Genomic DNA, 20,796 nt, shown 5'->3' on the forward strand with positions numbered 1-20,796 from the left:
TCATGCTGCTTTTCCTGGCTGACTTATTGGCGAATTTTCAAAGCGCCTTCAATGTTTTCAATTACCTGACACTGCGCGTGATCCTAGGAACGCTGACCGCACTCATGCTGTGCCTGTGGTTGGGGCCTCAGGTCATCAAGCGTCTGGTCGAACGTCAGATCGGCCAGGCAGTGCGCGACGATGGCCCGCAATCGCACCTATCCAAGGCCGGTACGCCGACCATGGGGGGAGCGATGATCCTCATCGCCATCGCCATCAGCACTCTGCTGTGGGGAGATCTGACCAACCACTACGTCTGGCTGGTACTGGCCGTGACGCTCGGCTTCGGTGCCATTGGCTGGGTCGACGATTACCGCAAGGTCGTGGAGAAAAATCCACGCGGCTTGCCAGCACGCTGGAAGTACTTCTGGCAATCGGCAATCGGCCTCGGCGCGGCGGTCATCCTGTATCTCACGGCGGCCAGTCCCGTTGAGGTCAGCCTGATCGTGCCCTTGTTCAAAGACGTCGTGGTGCCTCTGGGGCTTTTCTACATCGTTTTGACGTATTTCGTCATCGTCGGCAGCTCCAACGCGGTCAACTTGACCGATGGGCTCGATGGCCTTGCGATCATGCCGACCGTGCTCGTTGCCATGGGGCTGGCGATCTTCGCTTACGCAAGCGGTAATACTGTCTTCGCGCAATACTTGCATATTCCTCTGGTGCCGGGGGCCGGCGAGCTCGCCGTGTTCTGCGGTACCATCGCCGGAGCGGGTCTGGGCTTCCTGTGGTTCAACACCTACCCGGCGCAGGTGTTCATGGGCGATGTCGGGGCGTTGGCCCTTGGCGCCGCGCTGGGTGTGGTCGCCGTCATCGTGCGTCAGGAAATCGTGCTGTTCATCATGGGCGGCGTTTTCGTGATGGAAACGGTCTCGGTGATCCTGCAGGTCGGCTCCTACAAGCTGACGGGACGACGCATCTTTCGCATGGCTCCGTTGCATCACCATTTCGAGCTCAAGGGCTGGCCCGAGCCGCGCGTGATCGTGCGTTTCTGGATTATCACGGTCGTGCTGGTCTTGCTGGGGCTGGCCACGTTGAAGATTCGCTGACATGGCCAAGGTGCCCCCTGAATATACGCTGATTATCGGCCTGGGAGTCTCGGGTCAGGCGATCGCGCGGCATCTGACCCGTCAGGGAGTGCCGTTCATGGTCGCCGATACGCGCGAGAGCCCCGCAGGCCTGGAGACTTTTCGCGCGGCCTATCCGAGCGTCGAAGTTGTGTGCGGCCCGCTACAAGCGCTGGATATGCGCGAGGCGCATGAAATCGTGGTCAGCCCGGGGGTCGATTTGCGCACGCCTGGACTCGTCGAGTACGCGAATGCGGAGGGCGAAGGCCCGCGCGTGCTCGGCGAGATCGCGCTTTTCGTGCGCGCGTGTCGCGCGCCGATAGCCGCGATTACCGGCTCCAATGCTAAGTCGACGGTCACCACGCTGCTCGGCGAGATGGCTCGCGAGACCGGCTTGAAGACGGCCGTCGGCGGCAATTTGGGGCCCCCCGCGCTGGATTTGCTGGCCGAGGCTCCGGACGCCGAGCTGTTCGTGCTCGAACTCTCGAGTTTCCAGCTGGAAACCACTGCTGGGCTGAGCGCCGAAACGGCGGCGTTTCTCAATCTTTGCGAGGATCATCTCGACCGTCACGGCGATATGCACGGCTACCGGGCGACGAAGCAGCGTGTCTTTCGCGGCGCGCGACATGCCGTCGTCAATGCTGACGATGCTGCCACATGGCCTGACACTGACGTGCAGGAAGTGGCGCGATTCACCACTCTAGCCCCTTCTGGCAGCGATTGGGGCATCGCCGAACATGCTGGGGAGCCCTGGCTCGTACATGGCGACACGCCGCTGATGTCGACGCGTCGTGTGCGCATGCCCGGACGGCACAATCATGCCAATGCCCTGGCGGCGCTGGCGATGGGGACACAATTGGGGCTGCCGCTGACGGCGATGTCTCGTGTTCTCGAACATTTCCCCGGCTTGCCGCACCGGGGCGAGCTAATTCTCGAACGCGATGGCGTGCGCTGGATCAATGACTCCAAGGGCACCAATGTGGGCGCGACGTTGGCGGCGATTGATGGGGTCGGGCCGGTGCTCGAGGGTCGCCTGATTCTACTGGCGGGTGGCGACGGCAAGGGTGCCGACTTCACGCCACTGGTTGAGCCGCTGATGCGCTATGCGCGCGAGGCGGTGGTCTTCGGGCGCGATGCTCAGCGTCTAGAGCATGTCATGTCCGGGCGCGTTCCGGTTACCCGTGTCGCCGATCTCGACACGGCTATGCAGCGGGCTCAGGCCATCGCGTGCGCCGGTGATGCCGTCATGCTGTCGCCCGCGTGCGCAAGCCTCGACCAATTTCCTCATTACATGGCGCGCGGTGAGGCCTTTCGACAGTTCCTGACGCAGGGTGGAGCGACGACATGTTAGCGCGTTGGGAAAAACGGCTTTCTACCCAAGGGCAGGCGACCGATGGGTGGTTGCTGCTGGCGACATTCTCATTGTTGTTGGTGGGCTGGATAATGGTGACCTCGGCGTCGTCTGAGATCGCGACCAGCCTCACCGGTAACCCTTATTACTTCAGTATTCGCCATGGCGTGTTCGTGCTTTTTTCGGTCGTGCTCGGGCTCGTGGCGCTGTGTATACCGCTCGAGCGCTGGCGTTCCTGGGGGCCGGGCTTGCTGTTGTTGGGTATCGTGCTTCTCATCGCGGTGCTGATCATCGGTGACGAAGTCAATGGCAGCAAGCGTTGGATCCCTTTGGGCTTTGCCAATATCCAGGCCTCGGAAGTGGCCAAGTTTTGCCTGATCGTTTACTTCGCCGATTATTTGCAACGTTATCTACCCGAAGTGCGTCGTGATTGGGGCGCCTTCTTGCGCCCGTTCGTAGTGCTTGGGGTGTACGTGGCGCTGTTGATATTCGAGCCGGATTACGGAGCTGTCGTGGTGATCGGCAGTTGCATGATGGGCATGCTATTGATGTCGGGAGCGCCATTGGGACGCTTCGGTTTCATCATGATAGTAGTTGTGGTCGCCGGTGGCTGGCTGGCCGTGGCCGAGCCCTATCGCCTGGAGCGCATTACCAGTTTTGCTAATCCCTGGGCCGATCAGTACTCCAGTGGCTATCAGTTGACACAAGCATTGATCGCCTTTGGGCGTGGGCACTGGTTGGGCCTCGGGCTAGGAAATAGTGTCCAGAAGTTGTTTTATCTACCCGAAGCACATACCGATTTCGTTTTCGCGGTGTTGGCCGAGGAGTTGGGATTGGTCGGGGCCGTGGGCGTCGTCTGCCTTTTCGCGCTGCTTGTCTTTCGTGGGCTTCGCATCGGGCGCAAGGCCGAATTGCGTGGCTGGGCTTTTTCCGCATACCTGTGCTATGGCATCTCGCTGGTGTTTGGGGCGCAAGCATTCATCAATATTGCCGTCAGCACGGGCATGTTGCCTACCAAAGGGCTGACGTTGCCGCTATTGAGCTATGGGGGCTCTAGCTTGGCAGTTAGCTGTGTCATGGTTGCCTTGTTACTGCGCGTCGATGCCGAAATGCGAGCCAAGATGCGCGCCACTCAAGCGGCACGCCAAGCGAAAAAGCAAGAACGAGGAGAGCGCTAGTGCCTCATCAGCAAGTGTCCCGTGTTCTGATCATGGCCGGTGGTACTGGTGGTCATGTGGTGCCCGCGCTATCGCTGGCCAAGGCGCTGCGCGAGCGCGGTGTCGTGGTGGAATGGTTGGGCAGCCCTCGGGGGATCGAAAACCAATTGGTGCCGGCGGCGGATATTACCTTGCATCGCGTACAAGTATCCGGGCTGCGTGGCAATGGGATCGCTGGGTGGCTGTGGGCCCCATGGCGTTTGGCCAAAGCCATCTGGCAGGCACGCCAGGTGATTGCCACATTCGACCCGCAACTGGTCGTCGGGCTGGGCGGCTTCGCCAGTGGGCCTGGCGGGCTGGCTGCCTGGTTGATGCGGCGACGCTTGATCATTCATGAGCAGAATGCCGTGGCTGGGATGACCAATCGCTATCTATCGCGTCTGGCGGATCGCGTCTATGCCGCATTTCCTGGTGCGTTCGGCGAACGCCACGCGGATGTGGTGGGAAATCCCGTCCGCGATGACATCGCGACGCTGGGCGAGACACCGCACGATGTCGAGACGCTTCGCGCGCGCCCCTTGCGCCTGCTCGTGCTGGGTGGGTCGCTGGGGGCCCAGGCATTGAACAGCCACGTGCCCCAGGCGCTTGCTCGATTGCCGGCGGCGCAACGTCCCGATGTTCGCCATCAGGCCGGTCGCGACAAGGAAACCACGACGCAATCGGCATATGCCGAGGCGGATGTGGAGGCCGACGTGAACGTGTTCATCGATGACATGGCGGCTGCTTATGACTGGGCGGACTTGATCGTATGCCGCGCGGGAGCCTTGACAATCGCCGAGCTGGCGGCGGCGGCCAAGCCCTCGGTGTTGGTGCCGTTTCCGCATGCCGTCGACGATCATCAGACACTCAATGCGCGGCAATTAGTCGATGCCGGGGCCGCGCGTTTGATGCCGCAGGAACAACTATCGGCGGCGAGTCTCGCCGAGACGTTGGCGGCCCTTCTCGAACCTGAGACCTTGGCCACCATGGCGGTCGCGGCTCGCTCCGAAGCGCGTTTGGAAGCGATCGAGCGCCTGGTGGCAGGGTGCATGGAGGCAAATGTTGACAGCGAATAACGTTTCCGGCCCAACCCGCCCGAACCGCACCGGATTGGGCATGCGCCGCATTCATAATATCCATTTCGTGGGCATCGGCGGCGCCGGTATGTGCGGAATCGCAGAAGTGCTGGCCAATCAGGGCTATACGGTCAGCGGCAGCGACCTGCGTGAGTCGCCGGTCACGCGGCATCTTCGCGACTGCGGCATTCGCGTGTGCATCGGGCACGTCGATGAGCACGCCCAGGGGGCCGATGTCCTGGTCGTCTCCACGGCCGTTGACACCGAGAACCCGGAAATTCGCTGGGCGCGCGAGCATCGCATTCCCGTCGTCAGGCGTGCGGAAATGCTTGCCGAATTGATGCGTTTTCGCCATGGCATCGCCGTGGCGGGTACGCATGGCAAGACCACTACGACCAGCCTGACCTCGACGCTGCTCGGCGAGGGTGGGCTCGACCCGACCTTCGTGATTGGCGGCAAGCTGACCAGTGCCGGCGCCAACGCGCGCCTGGGCGAGGGCGATTATCTGGTGGCCGAGGCCGACGAGTCGGATGCCTCGTTTTTGCACTTGCAGCCGATGGTCTCGATCGTCACCAATATCGATGCCGATCATATGGCGACCTACGGGGGCGACTTCACGCGCCTAAAGGATACCTTCCTGGAGTTCTTGCATAACCTGCCTTTCTACGGGCTGGCGGTGCTGTGCCTCGACGATGACAACGTGCGTGGCTTGATTCCGCGTCTCCAGCGTCAGTTCGTCACCTACGGTTTCGCCGAGGATGCCGATTACCGGTTGTGTGATTTCGTCCAGCGCGGTGGCGTGGTGCATTTTACCGCCGAGCGCCCGCCTGGTATGGCGCCGCTCGAGATTAAGTTGGGCATGCCAGGGCGCCACAATGCCCTCAATGCGTTGGCGGCAATCGCCGTGGCTAGCGACGCGGGTGTCGACGATGCGGCCATTCAGCGCGGTCTGGCACACTTTGCCGGTGTGGGGCGGCGTTTCCAGGTGCATGGGCAGTTTCCGGCACCGGCTGCCGAAGGCGAGGTCATGTTGGTCGACGATTACGGCCATCATCCGCGTGAGGTGGAAATGGTCATCGACGCGGTGCGTGCGGGCTGGCCCGATCGTCGCCTGGTCATGCTGTACCAGCCGCATCGCTATTCGCGTACGCGAGATCTATACGAGGATTTCGTGCGTGTGCTCTCGGGCGTGGATACGCTGTTGCTGCTGGATGTCTACAGCGCTGGGGAAGCTTCCATTCCGGGGGCGGAGGGCCGGACATTGGCCGGGTCGATTCGTCAACGTGGTCAAGTCGATCCCTTGTTCGTCGAAAGCAAGCAGGAGCTGCCGGCGCTGTTGTCACGCGTGCTGCGCCCCGACGATATCCTGATCACCCAGGGCGCCGGTGACATCGGTGGGATTTCGTTGCGTCTAGCCGGTTGTCGGTTACATCTGGATGGAATGGAATTATGAATGACAGCGTGACGAACGAGGGGCCGAAGCGTCTACATCCGGGGCGCATCGTCGTGGTATACGGTGGCCGTTCTGCTGAACGTGAAGTGTCGCTGCTTAGTGGCCGCGCGATCCTGACATCGCTCAAGCGTAGCGGTGTCGACGCCCACGGATTCGATTTCGCCGGTGGTGGGTTGAGTGGGTTAGAAGCGCTTGCGCCGGAATGTGTCTTCATCGCCATGCATGGTCGGGACGGTGAGGATGGCTCTTTGCAGGGTGCTCTGGAGTTGTTGGACATCCCCTATACGGGTAGCGGTGTGCTGGCCTCTGCGCTGGGGATGGATAAGGAACGCACCAAACAGTTCTGGCGCGCGCATGGCCTGCCCACGCCGGAAAGCGTCATGCTGGAGGGTACGGTCGATTGGGATGCGGTCATCGAGACCCTCGGGTTGCCTTTGATCGTTAAACCCGTGCATGAAGGCTCGACTATCGGGATCAGCATCGTCGGTACACGGGAAGAGTTGATCGCGGCGCATGCCGAGGCGGCACGCTTCGATAACGCCATCATGGCCGAGCGTTTCGTGCAGGGCGAGGAATATACCGTGTCGCTACTTGGCGACGAGGTATTGCCGGCGATTCGCGTCGAAGTGCCCAGTGGCTTCTACGATTACGAGGCCAAGTATCATTCCGATACCACGCGTTATCTATTGCCGTGCGGTCTCGAGGCCGACGATGAACGGGCGCTGGGCGAACTGTGCCGCCGCGCGTTCGAGGTGATCGGCGGCAGTGGCTGGGGGCGTGTCGATGTGATGCGCGATGCGCAGGGACGCTTCTGGCTACTCGAAGTCAATACGGTGCCGGGCATGACCGATCATAGCCTGGTGCCGCAAGCGGCGGCACATGCCGGTCTCGACTTCGATGCGCTGGTGTTGCGGATTCTCGACACCACGACCGGCGAGTGACGCGAGAATGAAGGAGGCCGGTTTGCGCGGTGCCTTATTAGGCTTGATCTTGTTGGCCGTTTTGCTCGGTGCGGGCGGGCGCACGTTGTGGCTTTGGCTCGACCGGCCCATCGAGCGGGTCTCCATCGGCGGCGATCTGCACTACGTTTCGGCGACTTATTTGCAGCGCAATCTCGCGCCCTTGGTCAGCGGTGAAACCTGGCTATCCATCGATCTCGACCAGGCGCGTGACAAGGCGCGCAATATAGACTGGCTGTCGGAGGTGAAAGTCTCGCGTGAATGGCCGAATGCCTTACGCTTTGAGCTTTTCGAACAAGCACCGGTCGCACACTGGAACGACGACAAGCTGCTCAATACGCATGGTGAGCCTTTTTCACCGGGGCCGGTCGATGATTTCGATAAACCTTTGCCCGATCTAGCGGGCCCCGAGGGCACTGGGCCTGAAGTATTGGCGTATCTCGACTCGTTGCTACGCCGTCTGGAGACCTTGGACTTGCGTGTGACTCAATTACGTTTGGAAGATCGTGGCGCTTGGCGTTTTCAGGTGAATGACAGTGTATGGGTTATCCTGGGGCGTACCGATCTCGAATCTCGTCTGGCACGTTTTACGGCGGCCTGGCAACGACAGTTGGGAACGCAGGCGTCGCAAATTCGCTACATTGATTTACGCTATCCCAATGGTGTTTCCGTCGCTTGGCATGGACAGACAGAAATAGATGCGACAGAGTAACGGCGCAGTTGCCTTTTTCGGCGCCAGGCCACGAAATCCGGGCGACGGGGGTTTCCCTTTTCGAAAAAATCACCGTATTCTGAGGCCGGTTTCATTTGTTGGGTAGTGATGTAAAGTAACATGTTCCTATAATTGGCCCAGCGCGTTTTTATAGATCAATGAATTTCAAACCCAGTGCAGTTCGAGGAGTGACCCCGACCTATGGCAGGACAATCCAATGCTTCCAACATGGTGGTCGGGCTGGATATCGGAACGTCCAAGGTGGTGGCTATCGTCGGCCAGCCTTCCGATGATGGAAGCATCGAGATCGCAGGTATTGGCTCGCACCCCTCTCGAGGCATGAAAAAAGGGGTCGTCATCAATATCGAGTCGACCGTGCAGTCGATTCAGCGTGCCGTCGAGGAAGCTGAGTTGATGGCGGGTTGCGATATTCACTCGGTGTATGTTGGCGTGGCGGGCAGTCATATCAGCTCGATGAATTCCGACGGTGTCGTAGCCATCAAGGAGCGGGAAGTAACACCCTCGGATATCGAGCGTGTCATCGATTCGGCTCGCGCACGTGCTATTTCTGAAGGACAGCGTATTCTTCATGTGTTGCCTCAAGAATTCGCCATAGACAATCAGGAAGGTATCCGTGAGCCGATGGGGATGTCCGGTGTACGTCTCGAGGCGCGGGTTCACCTGGTCACGGCAGCATTGAATGCCGTGCAGAACATCGAAAAATGCGTGCGTCGCTGTGGCCTGGAAGTCGATGACATCATTCTGGAGCAGTTGGCCTCGAGTTATGCGGTATTGACCGAGGACGAGCGCGAGCTGGGTGTGTGCATGGTGGATATTGGCGGCGGCACTACCGATATCGCCGTGTTTACCGAGGGGGCCATACGCCATACGGCGGTGATTCCCATCGCGGGTGACCAAGTCACCAATGACATCGCCATGGCGCTGCGCACGCCGACGCAGTATGCGGAGGATATCAAGGTCAAATACGCTTGCGCGCTGACCCAGCTCGCGAGTAGCGACGAAATGATCAAGGTTCCCAGCGTGGGAGACAGACCGGCGCGCGATCTTTCTCGTCAGGCGTTGGCCGAAGTAGTCGAACCGCGCTATGAAGAATTGTTTACATTGGTACGCGAAGAATTGCGGCGTAGTGGCTACGAAGATCTCGTGGCGGCCGGAGTGGTTCTAACCGGCGGTACGTCGCGCATGGAGGGTGTCGTCGAGCTAGCCGAAGAAATCTTTCACATGCCCGTGCGCATTGCTTATCCCCAAAACGTTCGCGGCCTCGCCGATGTCGTTCGTAACCCGATTTATTCGACGGGAGTGGGTTTGCTACTCTACGGTATGAATGATGCCAAACGTAATGCTGTCGTGTCGGCTCAGCCCCGTAGAGAAGAGGCTCATACCCGACGTGGACAAAGGCAAGAACGCTCGGGGTTGGAAAGGATCAAAGGTTGGTTCAAAGGAAATTTCTGAGAGGGCCGCACAAGTAGCGGTCACAGGAGACGGGGCTTATGTTCGAACTGGTAGATAACGCACCTTCTAGCAGCGCGGTTATTAAGGTGATTGGCGTCGGTGGTGGCGGTGGCAATGCCGTCAACCACATGGTCGAAAGCAACATCGAAGGCGTTGAGTTCATCTGTGCCAATACCGACGCTCAGGCGCTCAAGCGCGTCGCTGCCAAGACCGTTCTTCAGCTCGGCAGCGAAATCACTAAGGGGCTAGGGGCTGGCGCCAGCCCCGAGGTTGGTCGTCAAGCGGCCACGGAAGACCGTGAGCGGATCGCCGAGCTGCTGCAAGGCGCCGACATGGTGTTCATCACGGCCGGCATGGGAGGCGGTACCGGGACCGGCGGCGCGCCTATCGTGGCACAGGTCGCCAAAGAGCTGGGTATTCTGACCGTGGCGGTAGTGACGCGTCCATTCCCCTTTGAGGGGCCCAAGCGCATGCGGGCTGCCGAAGAGGGCATGGAAGCGCTGTCCGAGTATGTCGACTCGCTGATTACCATTCCCAATGAGAAGCTGCTCGCAGTGCTCGGCAAGAACGCCAGCCTGCTGTCGGCGTTCAGTGCCGCCAACGACGTACTGTTGGGCGCGGTTCAGGGGATCGCCGAGCTAATCACCAGTCCTGGCATCATCAACGTCGACTTTGCCGACGTGCGCACGGTGATGTCCGAGATGGGCATGGCGATGATGGGGACCGGCGCGGCCACTGGCGAGAACCGTGCGCGTGAAGCCGCCGAAAAGGCCATCCGCAGCCCCTTGCTGGAAGACATCGACCTGCATGGCGCGCGCGGCATCCTGGTCAACATCACGGCGGGGCCGGACCTTTCCATCGGCGAGTTCAACGATGTGGGGGCTACCGTACAAGAGTTCGCTTCCCAGGACGCGACGATCGTGGTGGGGACGTCCATCGACATGGAGTTGTCCGACGAGTTGCGCGTCACCGTGGTGGCAGCGGGCCTCGAGGGCCTCAAGGAAAAGGCGACAGTCGCTACACCGCAGCGTGAGACCGTTGCGGCGGCACGCAGTGCCGAATCGCCCGATTATCGCAAGCTGCAGCAGCCAACGGTCATGCGCCAGCAGGCTGCGAAGGAGCAGGATGAGTCGGCTAAGTCTCGGCAGGAGTCGCGCCGTAAGTCGCAAGAGCTCGACGACTACCTGGATATCCCGGCGTTCTTGCGCCGTCAGGCCGATTGATCGGACGACATGCTGGGCGCATAGGCGTGGCCAGGCGACATTTTTTTGTTGAAACGTTCGTTCGGTGTTATAGTGAACAGCGTTTCATAACGATTTCCAAGCTTGGCTTACGCCCATGATTAGACAACGTACATTAAAGAATACCATCCGTGCCACTGGTGTGGGTTTGCACTCAGGTGAAAAGGTTTACCTGACGCTGCGCCCCGCGCCGGTCAATACTGGCGTCGTCTTCGTACGTACCGATCTCGATCCAGTGGTGCAGATAGCCGCCAACGCCGAATACGTCACCGACACGACGCTTTGTACCGCGCTTTCGCGTGACGACGTCAAAGTGGCGACGGTGGAACACCTGATGTCGGCATTTGCCGGCTTGGGGATCGACAATGTCTTCGTCGAGCTCAGCGCCCCGGAAGTGCCCGTCATGGATGGTAGCGCTGGACCGTTCGTCTTCTTGATTCAGTCCGCGGGCATCGCTGAACAAGGGGCGGCCAAGAAGTTTATCCGCATCAAACGTGAGATCGTGGTTGAAGAGGACGACAAGGAAGCGCGCTTCTTACCGCATAACGGTTTTAAAGTCGCGTTCGCCATCGACTTCGACCATCCGGTTTTCGCGCACCAGAAGCAGACGGCGAGCGTCGACTTCTCGACGACGTCGTTCGTGAAAGAAGTCTCCCGCGCGCGTACTTTCGGATTCATGCGTGATCTGGAGTTCCTGCGTGCCCAGAATCTGGCGCTCGGTGGCAGCTTGGATAATGCCATCGTCGTTGATGATTATCGTATCGTGAACGAAGGGGGTTTGCGCTACGAAGATGAGTTCGTCAAGCATAAGGTGCTCGACGCCATTGGCGATTTGTACCAGTTGGGACATAGCCTCATCGGTGAATTTCGCGGCGTCAAATCCGGCCATGGCTTGAATAACAAGCTGTGTCGCGCCTTGATGGCGCAGCAGGATGCCTGGGAAATCGTGACCTTTGAAGACGAGACGCAAGCAGCGCCTATCTCGTACGCGGCGCCAGCGTTGGCTTGATAGCCGCACCGTTTGTAAGATTAAGCGTAAGACCAAGCTTTTATTGACGCCGACCGATAGGTCGGCGTTTTTTATGGGGATGACGCGGACGCGACCGTCTAGCCGTCGTTCGGGGCATGAGACGCCAGGCGCGTCAGCGCTTTTTTTAGCTTGGGGTCCGCGGTGTCATCGGCGCATGCCTTGAGATGATGGGCGGCTTCGGTTGAAAGTGCGCGTGCCTGAAAGGTGGGCGTCTTGAGAGGGTGTACAGGACGGACCTTGAAGTTGAGCGCGAGTACGGCTTCGAATTCGGGGAGTTGGCGCAGCAGTGTGAGAAGGCGTTGGCGTTCGTAACGTAGCCACGTCAACCATACGGCGCCATCGGTAATGAGCGTCAGAGCGCCTTCCCGGTAGCCACCGACATAGACATGTTCGGCGATTTCGGCGGGAAGCCCGGCACGCAGGTGCTGTTGGGCCCGCTGTAGTAGTTTCGCCATACGTACCACCGACCCCAATTCGCCGGATCCGTCGATGAGATGGTGGATGGACTGGGCTCGGAAACGCTTAGCCTTTATACTCATGGGCTTGCCCGCGCGAAGGAAAGCAGAATGTCTGCGCAATCTACCATGAGCCGGAGCTCGTCGATAGCATGACCAGCGCTACGCACCATAGCTCAACGTCGCCGCGTCGCGTTCGCGCGCGTCACCGTGCGCAATGGTGGCTCGCCGGTCTGTTGGTCGGGTGCTTGTTACCGGCGGGGTTGATGCACTCCGACGCACTACGTATCGCCGGGCGGTTGACGCAGGTCTGTCTGATGGCGCCGGAAGCCATTCGTGCCCAATCGCGTCGTGTGGAGCGACGCAAGCGCTTGTTGGGCACTAGACGACGTCGCCCACCGTCTCCTCGCCTGTGGCGCTTGCCGCAGCGTTTCTATCATGTGTTGAGCGTGGGACTGGATGTCCTCTCGCGCCGAGGTCCACCACGCAGTGTCTTGTTTCGAGGTATCGGGCGATTAATCGCCTGATATTGATGCTGGCGCCGCGTCGATGCGGTGGCCGATATGACGTTTTAGGCACTTTTGGATTTCAGGATCTCACATGCTCAATACTATCGTTCGTAAGCTGGTTGGCTCGAAGAACGAGCGCGAAGTCAAACGCATGCGAAAGGCCTCCGAGGCCATCAACGTGTTGGAACCCACGTTCGAGTCTCTCGAGGATGCCGCGCTGACGGCAAAGACCAGCGAATTCCGCACGCGCCTGGAGTCAGGCGAGTCCATCGATAAGATACTGCCCGAAGCTTTCGCCGTGGTGCGCGAGGCGAGTAAGCGCGTGATGGGAATGCGTCACTTCGATGTGCAGATGGTCGGCGGGATGACGCTGCACGAAGGCCGCATCGCCGAGATGAAAACTGGCGAGGGCAAGACCTTGGTTGGTACCTTGGCGGTCTATCTCAATGCATTGCCGGGCAAGGGCGTGCACGTGGTGACGGTCAACGATTATCTGGCCAGCCGCGATGCCGAGTGGATGCGCCCTCTCTATGAATTTCTCGATCTCAGCGTGGGCACGATCTACTCCGGCCAGGCCTCGCCCCAGAAGCGTGAAGCTTACGCCTGCGACATCACGTACGGCACCAACAACGAATTTGGGTTCGACTATCTGCGTGACAATATGGCGTTTTCGCTGGATGACAAGGTCCAGCGTGCGCTGCACTACGCGATCATCGATGAAGTCGACTCGATTCTCATCGACGAGGCGCGCACGCCGCTGATCATTTCCGGCCCGGTAGAAGAAAACGTCGAGCTTTACCGGCGTATCAATCAGCTTTCCCTGGGGCTTGAAGAGTGCAGCGACGAAGAGGACCCGACCAGCGGGGACTTCATCCTCGATGAGAAACAAAAGCAGGTGGAGCTGACGGAAACCGGTCACCAGAAGCTGGAAGGGATACTGAGAGAGACGGAGCTTCTGGGCGCGGACGACTCGTTGTACTCGGCCCAGAATCTGGGGCTTCTACAACATGTGCATTCGGCGTTACGTGCGCGTCATCTCTATCATCGCGACGTCGATTACATCGTCAATAACGATGAAGTCGTCATCGTCGATGAGCACACCGGGCGCAGCATGCCGGGCCGCCGCTGGTCCGAGGGGCTGCACCAAGCGGTCGAGGCCAAGGAAGGGGTCACGATCCAGAAAGAGAGCCAGACATTGGCCTCTACCACCTTCCAGAACTACTTCCGTCTTTACGAGAAGCTGGCGGGGATGACAGGGACCGCCGACACCGAGGCCTTCGAGTTCCGTCAGATCTATGGCCTGGATGTCATGGTGATTCCCACCAACCGCCCGTTGGTGCGTGTGGACCATAATGACTTGGTCTACATGAGTGGAGAGGAAAAATTCGAAGCCATCATCGACGACGTCAAGACGCAACGCGAGGCAGGTCGCCCGGTTCTGGTGGGCACGGCATCGATCGAAACCTCCGAATATCTCGCCCATCTGATGCAGAAGTATCAGATACCGCACAATGTGCTTAACGCCAAGCAACACCAGAGTGAAGCGGAAATCATCGCCCAGGCGGGGCAGCCCGGTGCCGTGACCATCGCCACCAACATGGCCGGGCGAGGTACCGACATCGTGCTGGGCGGTAACTGGGAAGCCGAAGCGGCGGCTCTCGATAACCCTTCCGACGAGCAGGTCGCAGCACTCAAGGCCGCATGGCAGGAACGCCACGATGCTGTACTTGCTGCGGGCGGTCTCCATGTGATTGGTTCCGAACGCCACGAATCCCGACGCATCGACAATCAGCTGCGTGGGCGCTCAGGTCGTCAGGGCGATCCCGGGTCGACACGCTTCTTCCTCTCATTGGAAGACAACCTCATGCGGTTGTTCGGCTCGGAGCGCGTGCAGCGGTTGATGGGGGCCCTGGGACTGGAACGTGGCGAGGCGATCGAACACAAGATGGTGTCCAATGCCGTCGAGCGTGCTCAGAAAAAGGTCGAGGGCCGCAACTTCGATATCCGCAAGCAGCTGCTGGAATACGACGACGTTTCCAACGATCAACGACGTGTTGTCTATCAGCAGCGCAATGAAGTGCTTGTCACCGATGACCTCTCGTCCAATATCGCCGAGATTCGTGAGCAAGTATTGTCCGAGGCCATTACCAGTTATGTGCCGGCGCAGAGCTTGCCCGAGCAGTGGGACCTTGCTGGGTTGCAGGACTATCTCAAGCAGGAGTTCAACCTCGATGTGCCCTTGGTGCAATGGGCAGAAGAAGACGAACACTTCCATGAAGACCTGTTGCGTGAACGTCTGCACGATCAGCATCGCGGTCTCTTTGCCAGCAAGGCCGAGGCAGTCGGCCCGGAGCTGATGCGTCGTTTCGAAAAGCAGGTCATGTTGCAAGTGCTCGATACGCGCTGGAAAGAACACCTGCAGCACATGGACCATCTGCGTCGCGGGATCCATTTGCGTGGGTATGCACAGAAGAATCCCAAGCAGGAATACAAGCGTGAAGCCTTCGAACTCTTCCAAACGCTGCTGGCCAACATCAAGCACGATGTCATTCGCATCCTGAGTCATGTGCAAGTGCGGCGTCAGGAAGAAGTCGATGAGCTGGAGCGTGAACGGCGTGCCACGCTGGAGCGCGAACGTGCGGTCAGCCAACCGGTGCATGAAGACGCCGTGGCCTCGGCTGAGGCGGTGACCGCCGAAGGCGAGGAGCGTGCTGGCGACGAGGAAGATGCACAGCCGGTACGCCGTGAAGGCCCTAAAGTGGGTCGTAACGATCCGTGTCCTTGCGGTTCTGGCAAGAAATACAAGCATTGCCATGGCAAGTTGAGCTGAGCTCAAGGCAAGCGTGGCATGAGGAGAGACGACATGGCGGTGGGGGAAGCGAGTTTTCCGGCGATGCCGGCCATCGAAGGTATTCGCCTGGGCGCGTCGATGGCAGGCATCAAGGCAGCGGGGCGCCGTGATCTGGTAGTGATCGAGTTGCCCGAGTCAACGACGCTGGCGGCGGCGTTTACGCGCAACGCTTTTTGCGCGGCGCCGGTTCATGTGGCGCGACGTCATCTCGAGGCGGCAAAGCCGCGTTATCTGTTGATCAATACCGGTAACGCCAATGCCGGTACGGGTGAGCAGGGCATGCTCGATGCTGAGCAGAGTTGCCAGACGCTGGGCGAGCTGGCGGGTGTCGCCGCGCAGTCCGTCTTGCCGTTTTCGACCGGCGTGATCGGCGAGCCCCTGCCGGTAAAGCGGCTATGCGATGCGTTGCCGGAAGCGCTTGCCGTGTTGTCGGCGGATGGTTGGCAGACCGCGGCCGAAGGCATTCTGACGACAGATACGCGAGCCAAAGGCGCCACGACGTGTATCGAGATTGATGGCCAGCCGGTGACGATCAACGGCATTGCCAAGGGTTCAGGCATGATCAAGCCCGATATGGCCACGATGCTTAGCTTCGTCTTCACCGATGCCGCCATCGACGACGCGCGCCTGCAGGTATTGCTGCGGCGGGCCGTCGATGACTCCTTCAATTGCATCACCGTGGACTCGGACACTTCTACCAACGATGCCTGTACATTGGCTGCCACCGGACGCGGTGCTCGCATCGATACCGATGAGCACGAGTCGCGCTTTGCTGCGGCGCTGACCGAGGTGCTGGTAGAATTGGCGCAGGCCATCATCCGTGATGCCGAGGGTGCGACCAAGTTCGTTACCCTTGAGGTCGAAGGGGCAACGCATCGGCAGGAAGCGTTGGACGTTGCCTTTACCGTGGCGCATTCGCCCTTGGTGAAAACGGCGCTTTATGCCAGTGACGCCAATTGGGGGCGTATTTTGGCGGCGGTCGGGCGTGCTCCGGTACCCGACTTGGATGTGTCGCGTATCGCTATCGACCTCGGTGAGGTGGCACTCGTCGAGCGAGGCGGTCGCGCGGCTTCGTATACCGAGGAGGCGGGCAGCGCAGTCATGGCCGAGTCCGAGATTACGATTCGCATCCATCTTGGACGCGGAGATACCGCGGCGACGGTCTGGACGTCGGACTTGTCACACGATTATGTCTCCATCAATGCCGACTACCGTAGCTGAGTGCGAGTCGTACAGAACGGCTAGCCGAGTGCGGATGGCAGCAGCGATAAGCGGGCCGTCTTCGGTCTGCGGATCATGAATAGTCAGTCAAGGTGAAATGACCAACATGGTGAAGAGAAGGGTACACGTAGCGGCGGCTGCCATCATTCGCGAGGATGGCCATGTGTTGCTGGCACGCCGTCCCTCGATCGTCGATCAGGGTGGGCTATGGGAATTCCCCGGGGGCAAGCTGGCACCCTACGAAACTGGTTTCGAAGCGCTCAGGCGTGAACTCCGTGAAGAGCTAGGCATTGAGATCCTGCGCGCTCAACCACTCATTCGCGTTCACCATGAATATGCCGACAAACGCATTTTGCTCGATGTCTGGCAGGTACATGAGTTCGAGGGCGAGCCCTTTGGGCGCGAAGGCCAGGCGGTGCGCTGGGTGCCGCAGAACGAGCTGAACAATTATCCGTTCCCGGAAGCCAATCACCCGATCTTGCGCGCGGTGTGTCTGCCGCACGAGTATCTGATCAGTGACGAGGAAGCCGACGATACGGTATTTCTCGACAAGCTCGAACGCGCCTTGCGTGATGACGACGTACGCCTGGTGCAACTGCGGGCCAAGACGTTGGATGACAGCGCATATCTAAAGCGTGCCGAGCAAGCACTGGCGCTCTGTCGTCGCTACGAGGCACGCCTGATTCTTAACGGCGACCCCGCACTGCTCGACAGCATCGATGCCGATGGCATTCATTTGCCCAGTCGTACTTTGATGGCGCTCCAGCATCGCCCAGTCGCCAATGACAAGTGGTTGGGAGCGTCCACGCACGATCCCCGTCAACTCGAGCAGGCCGCCGAGATTGGTTGCGATTTCGTGACCTTTTCGCCGCTGCGCGTGACCCCGAGCCACCCAGAGGCTGCGCCGGTCGGGTGGCATGATTTCCAGCAGCTGGTGGAAACCGCGGGTATGCCGGTCTATGCGCTAGGCGGGGTCACGCGAGACGATATCGATCAAGCGCGTGCGGTGGGCGCCCAAGGGATTGCGACGATTCGCGACCTCTGGAAATAACGCTCTCGTCGCGACAACGCTGTATCGCATACCAACGGCTCGCCATTTTGGCGGGCCGTTGGCGTTTATGCCTTATTGGCGCGGTTCGCCGCGCTCCAGATCGTCGATCAAACGGTCGAGATCGGTTTCGTCCATAGCGGGCTCGCCCGCAATACGGTGGGATTCATCGGCCCAGGCGCCAAGGTCGAGCAAGCGACAGCGCTTCGAGCAGAAAGGGCGATACGGGTTGTCGGTTGTCCAGGCGACCTTGGTGCGACACTGAGGACAGGCGACTTCAAGGGGGCGGTCTTGGGATGTCTCCGTCATGCTAAAGCGAGTGCTCCTGATGGGTGGCATCGAATAGTTGCCGATAACGTGCGTCGAGCTTGGCGACCTGCGCTTTCAGCGTCGTCATGTCACCATTATTCTCGATTACGTCGTCGGCAAGCGCCAACCGCTCTTGGCGGGGCATCTGTGCCGCGAGGATAGCATGCGCCTGAGCTTCACTCACTTCATCGCGTGCCTGAGTGCGCGACACCTGAAGCGCTTCGGGAACATCGATGACCAGACGGCGGTCGACCAGCGAGACTTGATCCGTCTCGAACAGCAGCGGCGACACGAGTAGCCCATAGGGGGCGGCGCCCTGGCGTATCGCCTCGAGACGCTCACGCAATCGCTGGCGGATGCGCGGATGCGTGACGCTTTCCAGCCACTGGCGCTCGCCGTCATCGGCGAACACAATGTCGCGCAAGGCGCGGCGTTGCAACTCGCCGTGCACGTCGAGCAGTGAGTTTCCGTAACGCGCCACGATTTCGTCCAGCGCGGGTTCGCCGGGCGCGACGATATCGCGTGCCACGATGTCGGCATCGACCCAGGGAATCCCCAGTTCGGCGAACATGTCGGCGACGGTGGATTTGCCCGAGGCTATGCCACCGGTCACGCCGATGATGGGGGCGGTGGATGTCATGGCAAATTCCTTATAAGCCGGTCCAGGCGCGTAGTGGTGCGCCGAAGAGTACCGCGACCCACCCGGCGAGAGCGAGAAAGGGACCGAATGGTAGCGGCATGCCGCGCATGCGTGGCAGCGAGAGCTGCAACAGCACCCCGATGATCGCACCCAACCCGGCGGAGAGCATCAGTAGCATCGGCAGCATCGTCCAGCCGAGCCAGGCGCCCAGCGCCGCTAACAGCTTGAAGTCACCGTAGCCCATGCCTTCCTTTTTGGTCAGCCACTTGAAAAGCCAGTAAAAGCTCCACAGAAGCACATAACCGGCCATTGCGCCGACGACGGCATTCTCGAGCATATAGGGCTGAAAGAAGAGCTGATAAAGCAGACCAGCCCAGAGCAATGGTAGCGTGATGATATCGGGGAGCAACTGGGTGCGCAGATCGATGACAGCCAGCACCAGCAGCGCCAGGCAAAGTCCGCTCCAGGCCAAAGCCGCCCAGGTGGCGCCATGCACGATGATGACGCTCGCCATCAATAGACCCGCCATCAATTCGATCAGCGGATATTGCACGCTGATGCGTGCCCGGCAATTCGCGCAGCGGCCCCGGCGTTTGAACCAGCCGATGAGGGGCAGGTTGTCGTGCCAGGCGATTGTCTGGCGGCAGCTCGGACATTGCGAGCGTGGCGTGCACAGGTTGTAGCGTGCGACCTCTTCCTCGGGAAGCGCCAGCGCATCGCGTGCTTCTTGGCGCCAGTGCTGCATCAGCATCACCGGCAAGCGTACGATGACGACATTGAGAAAACTGCCCAGCAAGGTCCCGAGGACGAACGCCATTGCGGCCAGCCACGGTAAAGGGATATCGGCGAGCAACGTGCCACTCCTGAAACGAACGCACCCGGCGAAATGCCGGGGCGGATGAATTGGGAAACGCGGTAGCGTCCTAGATGGCCGATCCCATCTCGAAGATCGGCAGGTACATCGATACCACGAGGCCACCGACCAGAACGCCCAGCACCACGATGATGAAGGGTTCGAGCAACGATGTCAGGGCGTCGACCTTGGTGTCGACGTCGTCCTCGTAGAAATCCGCGACCTTGTTGAGCATCGCGTCCAGCGCGCCGGACTCTTCGCCGACTCCGATCATCTGCACAGCCAGATTGGGAAAGCGCCCGGTGGCGCGCATGGCGAAGTTGAGTTGCTGGCCACTGGCAACGTGTTCACGCACCTCGTCGATGGCACGCTGGTAGACGCGGTTACCGGTCGAGCCTGCCGCAGTATGCAATGATTCGACCAAGGGCACCCCGGCGCTGAAGGTCGTCGCCAGGGTTCGCGAGAAGCGTGCCACCGACGACTTATCGAGGATATCGCCGATCACCGGCAGGCGCAGCATCAGCCCATCGACGCGATAGGCGAAGCGCGGCGAACGCCGTATACCGAGACGTATCAGCACGCCGGCAGCGATGAGGGCGCCAAGCAGGTGCGGCCAATAGGCTTGGACCCACTCCGAGAGATGGATGGTCAATTGCGTGAAGGTGGGCAGGTCGGCGCCGAAGCCGCGAAACAGGCTCTCGAATTGCGGTACGACCTTGATCAGCAGCAGGGCGGTCACCCCCATGCCCACGAGCACGACAGCGGCGGGATAATAAAGCGCTTTGCGCACGCGGGAGCGCAGCGAGTCGATCTTTTCTTTATAGCTGGCGACACGCTCTAGCATTCGATCCAGCGAGCCGGATTGTTCGCCGGCTTCGACCATGTTGACGAACATGCGATCGAAATGTCGCGGATGCTGTGAGAGTGCTTCGGAAAAGCTGGCGCCGGCCGAGACCTCGTTCATCAACGTCTCGATGAGATGATGCATGGCGGGGCGCTTGAGGCTTTCCGACACGACACTGAACGCCTGCAGCAAGGGAATGCCGGCACGAATCATGGTCGCCATCTGGCGTGCGAACAGGGTAATGTCCTGCGGACGTATGCGACCCAGCCCGAAAGGGCTGCGCACGCGCTGAATCCGCTTGACGAGGATATTCTGACGTCCGAGTTCCTGGCGCACGCCCATTTCATCCGCGGCGACCAGTTCGCCTTGGATGGTTTCACCGCGGGAGTTCTTGCCCTTCCACCGCCAGCGGTGCAGGACGACGCGCCGAGGCGCCTTGCTGCGTGTCGCTACCGCCATGTCGTTGCCCTCA

Annotated in this window: 19 protein-coding genes; 14 read left to right on the forward strand and 5 right to left on the reverse strand. The window is 60.1% G+C overall.

The genetic code is table 11. The features are described from left to right. Positions 1-2 precede the first annotated feature (2 nt). The 10 genes from mraY to lpxC all read left to right on the forward strand — a co-directional run bounded on the left by mraY (position 3) and on the right by lpxC (position 11,573). Positions 3-1,085 carry a phospho-N-acetylmuramoyl-pentapeptide-transferase gene (mraY, locus tag L1075_RS05290; RefSeq protein ID WP_246940574.1) on the forward strand — a complete coding sequence of 361 codons (1,083 nt, stop codon included), beginning with the start codon at positions 3-5 and terminating at the stop codon, positions 1,083-1,085. 1 nt (position 1,086) lies between these two features. Next, on the forward strand, positions 1,087-2,454 hold the full coding sequence (murD, locus tag L1075_RS05295; RefSeq protein ID WP_246940577.1) for a UDP-N-acetylmuramoyl-L-alanine--D-glutamate ligase: 1,368 nt from the start codon (positions 1,087-1,089) through the stop codon (positions 2,452-2,454). Next, positions 2,448-3,632, forward strand: coding sequence for a putative lipid II flippase FtsW (ftsW, locus tag L1075_RS05300; RefSeq protein ID WP_246940580.1), 1,185 nt, complete (start codon positions 2,448-2,450; stop codon positions 3,630-3,632). The genes murD and ftsW overlap by 7 nt, the downstream gene beginning before the upstream one ends. A gap of 32 nt (positions 3,633-3,664) precedes the next feature. Then, positions 3,665-4,726, forward strand: coding sequence for an undecaprenyldiphospho-muramoylpentapeptide beta-N-acetylglucosaminyltransferase (gene murG, locus L1075_RS05305; RefSeq protein WP_281504089.1), 1,062 nt, complete (start codon positions 3,665-3,667; stop codon positions 4,724-4,726). Next, entirely contained in the window at positions 4,710-6,179 is a 1,470-nt protein-coding gene (gene murC, locus L1075_RS05310) for a UDP-N-acetylmuramate--L-alanine ligase (protein WP_246940586.1), read from the forward strand. The genes murG and murC overlap by 17 nt, the downstream gene beginning before the upstream one ends. Next, a complete protein-coding gene (locus L1075_RS05315; RefSeq protein WP_178997187.1) occupies positions 6,176-7,120 on the forward strand; it encodes a D-alanine--D-alanine ligase in 945 nt (314 codons plus the stop codon). Before murC ends, L1075_RS05315 begins: the two co-directional genes overlap by 4 nt. 7 nt (positions 7,121-7,127) lie before the next feature. After that, positions 7,128-7,850 carry a cell division protein FtsQ/DivIB gene (locus L1075_RS05320; RefSeq protein WP_246940589.1) on the forward strand — a complete coding sequence of 241 codons (723 nt, stop codon included), beginning with the start codon at positions 7,128-7,130 and terminating at the stop codon, positions 7,848-7,850. A gap of 201 nt (positions 7,851-8,051) precedes the next feature. Then, positions 8,052-9,323, forward strand: a complete 1,272-nt coding sequence (gene ftsA, locus L1075_RS05325) for a cell division protein FtsA (protein WP_246940592.1) — start codon at positions 8,052-8,054, stop codon at positions 9,321-9,323. A gap of 38 nt (positions 9,324-9,361) precedes the next feature. Continuing rightward, on the forward strand, positions 9,362-10,546 hold the full coding sequence (gene ftsZ, locus L1075_RS05330) for a cell division protein FtsZ (protein ID WP_178997189.1): 1,185 nt from the start codon (positions 9,362-9,364) through the stop codon (positions 10,544-10,546). A gap of 115 nt (positions 10,547-10,661) precedes the next feature. After that, positions 10,662-11,573 carry a UDP-3-O-acyl-N-acetylglucosamine deacetylase gene (gene lpxC / locus L1075_RS05335; RefSeq protein WP_178997192.1) on the forward strand — a complete coding sequence of 304 codons (912 nt, stop codon included), beginning with the start codon at positions 10,662-10,664 and terminating at the stop codon, positions 11,571-11,573. Positions 11,574-11,671: 98 nt separating this feature from the next. Here the strand turns inward: lpxC and L1075_RS05340 are convergent, their stop codons facing one another. Further along, positions 11,672-12,133 carry a DUF721 domain-containing protein gene (locus L1075_RS05340; RefSeq protein WP_178997194.1) on the reverse strand — a complete coding sequence of 154 codons (462 nt, stop codon included), beginning with the start codon at positions 12,131-12,133 and terminating at the stop codon, positions 11,672-11,674. A gap of 68 nt (positions 12,134-12,201) precedes the next feature. On the opposite strand from L1075_RS05340, the gene L1075_RS05345 reads away from it, so the two are divergent. From L1075_RS05345 to L1075_RS05360, 4 genes are all read left to right on the forward strand, one after another. Next, positions 12,202-12,576, forward strand: coding sequence for a hypothetical protein (locus tag L1075_RS05345; protein ID WP_246940595.1), 375 nt, complete (start codon positions 12,202-12,204; stop codon positions 12,574-12,576). A gap of 73 nt (positions 12,577-12,649) precedes the next feature. Continuing rightward, positions 12,650-15,388, forward strand: a complete 2,739-nt coding sequence (secA, locus tag L1075_RS05350) for a preprotein translocase subunit SecA (protein ID WP_246940598.1) — start codon at positions 12,650-12,652, stop codon at positions 15,386-15,388. 33 nt (positions 15,389-15,421) lie between these two features. Beyond that, positions 15,422-16,630, forward strand: a complete 1,209-nt coding sequence (argJ, locus tag L1075_RS05355) for a bifunctional glutamate N-acetyltransferase/amino-acid acetyltransferase ArgJ (protein ID WP_246940601.1) — start codon at positions 15,422-15,424, stop codon at positions 16,628-16,630. Positions 16,631-16,736: 106 nt separating this feature from the next. Further along, on the forward strand, positions 16,737-17,681 hold the full coding sequence (locus L1075_RS05360) for a Nudix family hydrolase (protein WP_246940604.1): 945 nt from the start codon (positions 16,737-16,739) through the stop codon (positions 17,679-17,681). Between the two features lie 72 nt (positions 17,682-17,753). Here L1075_RS05360 and yacG read toward each other — a convergent pair whose 3' ends face one another. From yacG to L1075_RS05380, 4 genes are all read right to left on the reverse strand, one after another. After that, positions 17,754-17,987 (reverse strand): DNA gyrase inhibitor YacG, encoded by a 234-nt coding sequence (gene yacG / locus L1075_RS05365; RefSeq protein WP_178997204.1) that lies wholly within the window; start codon positions 17,985-17,987, stop codon positions 17,754-17,756. 1 nt (position 17,988) lies between these two features. Further along, entirely contained in the window at positions 17,989-18,627 is a 639-nt protein-coding gene (gene coaE, locus L1075_RS05370; protein ID WP_178997206.1) for a dephospho-CoA kinase, read from the reverse strand. Positions 18,628-18,637: 10 nt separating this feature from the next. Further along, positions 18,638-19,480 carry a prepilin peptidase gene (locus L1075_RS05375; protein WP_378111451.1) on the reverse strand — a complete coding sequence of 281 codons (843 nt, stop codon included), beginning with the start codon at positions 19,478-19,480 and terminating at the stop codon, positions 18,638-18,640. Between the two features lie 70 nt (positions 19,481-19,550). Next, positions 19,551-20,783: a type II secretion system F family protein gene (locus tag L1075_RS05380; RefSeq protein WP_246940606.1), complete on the reverse strand. Its 1,233-nt coding sequence runs from the start codon at positions 20,781-20,783 to the stop codon at positions 19,551-19,553. Positions 20,784-20,796 lie beyond the last annotated feature (13 nt).

It is taken from the genome of Chromohalobacter beijerinckii (genome assembly GCF_023061185.1).
Classification (GTDB): domain Bacteria; phylum Pseudomonadota; class Gammaproteobacteria; order Pseudomonadales; family Halomonadaceae; genus Chromohalobacter; species Chromohalobacter beijerinckii.